We start from the raw sequence: 3759 nt of genomic DNA, 5'->3' as shown, positions 1-3759 counted from the left end.
CCTGGGGGCTGGTGCTGCCGGTTTCGGCGGGGTGAGCCAGGCCTGGTCGTCGCCCTCCTGCGGCGCCTGGAAACCGTCGGTGTCGAGCGTGCAGTCGAGGGGTTCCGGGATGTAGAGCTTCTCGCCGAACGACTTGGTGAGCTGTCCCTGGTATCCCTTGGAGGACGGTGCCCAGAAGACTGTGGCTTCCTCTTTCTGCATGTCGAGGAGCAAGGAGACAGGGACTCCGGCCTTGCCGTACGTCTCGACCTTCTCCGTCAGGTCATCCACTCGCGTGGAGGGAGAGGCCAGTTCGGCGACGAACGAGAGGGCTTCCCCGTCGAGGCGGTTGCTGGTGGAGCGGCGGGCACGTCGGTGAGCCGCATGAATGTCAGGTCCGTACGCGCTCTCGACACCCGGAAACACGTACAGCAAGGGGCCCCAAGTGATCCGGTGCTCCTCGGGCAGACAGGGACGCAGTTGATCGCAGACCAAGTCCATCACATCCGCGTCATAGGCCTTCGACCACGGCGACACGACGATGTTCCCCCTGACGATTTCTGCCTTGTAGCCGTCAGGCACATTCAGCTCGTCGAGGAGGTCCAGCAGTCCCTCGAAGCCGCCGTGGGGTTTGGCATCGCTTATTACCGGTCGCTCTGTCATCGACGTCATGATGCGCCCTCCCTCTGAAGCGGACCAGTCCGCCACTCAGAGCATCCGATCGACTACATCACCCGTTCGGCTTCTTCTCCCGGTACGCGCGCCACCGCTCCATCATCCCCGCCACGTCCCGCTCGATGAACTCGAAGAACTCCAGCGTCTCCGCCAGCCTGCGCCCTGCCGGAGTCTCCGCGCCCAGGCTGGCGACACCCTCCCGCAGGGCGTCCTCCCACCGCTTGATGATCGCGTCGCGGCTGGTCAGCGCCTCGTACCACTGGTTGCTGTGCACCCGGTAGCGCTCCCGGCGCGAGCCGGGCTCGCGTTCGCGGGAGACCAGGTGCACCTGGGACAGGTAGCGCACCGCGCCCGAGACCGCCGCAGGGCTGATCCTCAGCCGTTCACCCAGCTCGGCCGAGGTCAGGGTGCCCGAGTCGGAGGCGAGCAGCGCGGCGAAGACCCGGGCCGGCATGCGCGGCACGCCCGCCTCGACGAGCTGCGCCGCGAAGTGTTCCACGAACCGCGACACCGCCTCCGGGTCCCGCTCCACCCCTGCCTTCGACTCCGCCATGCCTTCCAGCCTATCCGGCGTTTATACGCTTTCTTAACTTCACAAATTTCTGAAATAAGCGTACGTTGCGCAGCATGACGCAGGCAATCACGGTCTCCGGGCTGCACAAGTCCTTCGGCCGGACCCACGCCCTGGACGGCCTCGACCTGGACGTCGCCACCGGCGAGGTGCACGGCTTCCTCGGCCCCAACGGCTCCGGCAAGTCCACCACCATCCGCATCCTGCTCGGCCTGCTGCGCGCCGACCTGGGCGCCGCGCAGGTGCTGGGCCGCAACCCCTGGACGGACGCGGTGGAGGTGCACCGCCGGATCGCCTATGTCCCCGGGGACGTGACCCTGTGGCGCAACCTCTCCGGGGGCGAGGTCATCGACCTGTACGGCAGGCTGCGCGGAGGGCTCGACCGGCGGCGCCGGGACGAGCTGGTCGAACGCTTCGAGCTGGACCCGACGAAGAAGGGCCGGACGTACTCCAAGGGCAACCGGCAGAAGGTCGCCCTGGTCGCCGCCTTCGCCTCCGACGTCGACCTGCTGATCCTGGACGAGCCGACCTCGGGCCTCGACCCGCTGATGGAGGAGGTCTTCCAGCGCTGCGTGGCGGAGGAACGCGACCGGGGCCGCACCGTCCTGCTCTCCTCCCACATCCTCAGCGAGGTCGAGGAGCTGTGCGACCGGGTGAGCATCATCCGCAGGGGCCGCACCGTGGAGAGCGGTTCGCTGGCCGACCTGCGCCACCTCACCCGCACCAGCGTCACCGCCGAGCTCGCCGGGCCGCCGGACGGACTCGCCCGGCTGCCCGGCGTCCACGACCTCGACGTCCAGGGCCACCGGGTCCGCCTCCAGGTGGACACCGACAAGCTGAACGAGGTGCTGCGCTCGCTGAGCGGGACGGGGGTGCGGTCGCTGACCTCCACCCCGCCGACGCTGGAGGAGCTGTTCCTGCGGCACTACCAGGACGAGGCCGGTTCCGGGGCGGACGGTTCCGGGGCGGACGACGGGGCCGTGGGGGTGGCGCGATGACCGCCGCCGCCTCTCCCGTCCCCGCCGCGCGGGCCGGTCGCTCCCGCCACCTCGCCGGCACCGGCACCCTGCTGCGGTTCGCCCTGCGCCGCGACCGCGTGATGATCCCGGTGTGGGTCGCGGTCAACGCGCTGATGGTCCTGTCCATGCCGAACACGATCAAGGGCCTGTACGCCACCCCGGCCGAACGCGCCGACCTGATGCACCAGATGGCGACGAACGCCTCCCTGCGCGCCATGGTCGGCCCGGTGTTCGGCGACTCACTGGGCGCGCTGACGGCCTGGCGGGTCGGGGTGTACGCGGGGGCGCTCGCCGCCGTGATGAGCCTGCTCGTCGTCGTACGGCACACCCGGGACGAGGAGGAGAGCGGGCGGCAGGAGCTGGTGTCGTCCGGAATGGTGGGCCGCCGGGCCCCGCTGACGGCGGCGCTGCTGGCGGCGGCCGTCGCCAACGCGGCCCTGGCCCTGCTGATCACGGCCGGTCTGGCAGGACAGGGCGCCTCCGGGGCCCTCGCCTTCGGGCTCGGGGTGGCGGGCGTGGGCATGGTCTTCGCCACGATGGCGGCGATCGTCGCCCAGCTGACGGAGAGCGCCCGGCTGGCCCGCGGCCTGACCTCCGCCGTGCTGGGCGCGGCCTTCGTGCTGCGGGCGGCGGGAGATTCGGGGACGACCGACGGCTCGTCCGTGCTGACCTGGCTGTCCCCGCTGGGCTGGCTGGAGAACCTGCGTGCCTTCGCCACCGAACGCTGGTGGGTGCTGTTGCTGTTCGCCGCCGCGGCGGTCGTCCAGGCCTCGGTCGCCTACGAGCTGGCCGGGCGCCGGGACATCGGCATGAGCTTCCTGCCGACCCGGCCGGGACCCGCCCGGGGCCGTATCGGGACGGCGGGCGCGCTGGCCTGGCGGCTGCAGCGGGGCAGCGTGCTCGGCTGGAGCGCCGGCTTCTTCGTCGCGGGAGTCGTCTACGGCGGGATGGCGGACGGCGCGGCCCAGCTGGTCGGCGACAACGCCAAGGCCCGGGAGATCTTCCAGCGGATGGGCGGGCAGTCCGGCCTGACGGACGCCTTCCTCGCCGCGATGGTCGGGATGCTCGGCCTGGTCGCCGCGCTCCACGTCGTCTCCTCCGTGCTGCGGCTGAGCGGCGAGGAGAGCTCGGGACGCGCCGAGCCGGTGCTGGCGGGCGCGGTGGGGCGGCTGCGCTGGGCCGCCGGGCATCTGCTGATCGCCTTCGGCGGCTCGGTGGCGATCATGCTCCTGGCCGGGCTGGGCATCGCGGTCGGCCACGGCGGACAGGCCGGCCCGGTGCTCGGCGCGTGCCTGGTGCAGGTGGCCGGGGTGTGGGTGGTCGGCGGCATCGCCGTCCTGCTCCACGGCGTCCTGCCGCGGGGCGCCGTGGCCGCGTGGGGCGTGGCCGGGGCGGTCCTGCTGATCGGCTGGATCGGCCCCGCGCTGGACGTCCCGCAACTCGTGCTGGACCTCTCCCCCTTCGGGCACCTGCCCAAGCTGCCGGGCGGGCGGATGGAGTGGGGGCCGGTCGGTG

Annotated in this window: 4 protein-coding genes; 2 read left to right on the top strand and 2 right to left on the bottom strand. The window is 71.6% G+C overall.

Annotation, left to right across the window (positions count from 1 at the left end):
• Both C1I97_RS33135 and C1I97_RS33130 read right to left on the bottom strand, forming a co-directional pair.
• The coding region (locus C1I97_RS33135; protein WP_111006729.1) for a Uma2 family endonuclease at nt 1–651 on the bottom strand (651 nt) is incomplete at its 3' end.
• A gap of 58 nt (nt 652–709) precedes the next feature.
• Complete coding sequence (locus C1I97_RS33130; RefSeq protein WP_111006728.1) at nt 710–1207, bottom strand: GbsR/MarR family transcriptional regulator; 498 nt, start codon at nt 1205–1207, stop codon at nt 710–712.
• Nucleotides 1208–1281: 74 nt separating this feature from the next.
• Between C1I97_RS33130 and C1I97_RS33125 the strand changes: the two genes are divergently transcribed.
• Together C1I97_RS33125 and C1I97_RS33120 are read left to right on the top strand one after the other, a co-directional pair.
• On the top strand, nt 1282–2223 hold the full coding sequence (locus C1I97_RS33125) for an ABC transporter ATP-binding protein (RefSeq protein WP_111006727.1): 942 nt from the start codon (nt 1282–1284) through the stop codon (nt 2221–2223).
• The coding region (locus tag C1I97_RS33120) for an ABC transporter permease (RefSeq protein ID WP_111006726.1) at nt 2220–3759 on the top strand (1540 nt) is incomplete at its 3' end. The genes C1I97_RS33125 and C1I97_RS33120, both read left to right, overlap by 4 nt.

Source organism: Streptomyces sp. NTH33 (assembly GCF_003236365.1).
Lineage (GTDB): Bacteria > Actinomycetota > Actinomycetes > Streptomycetales > Streptomycetaceae > Streptomyces.
This window is presented reverse-complemented; position numbering and strand designations above follow the sequence as displayed.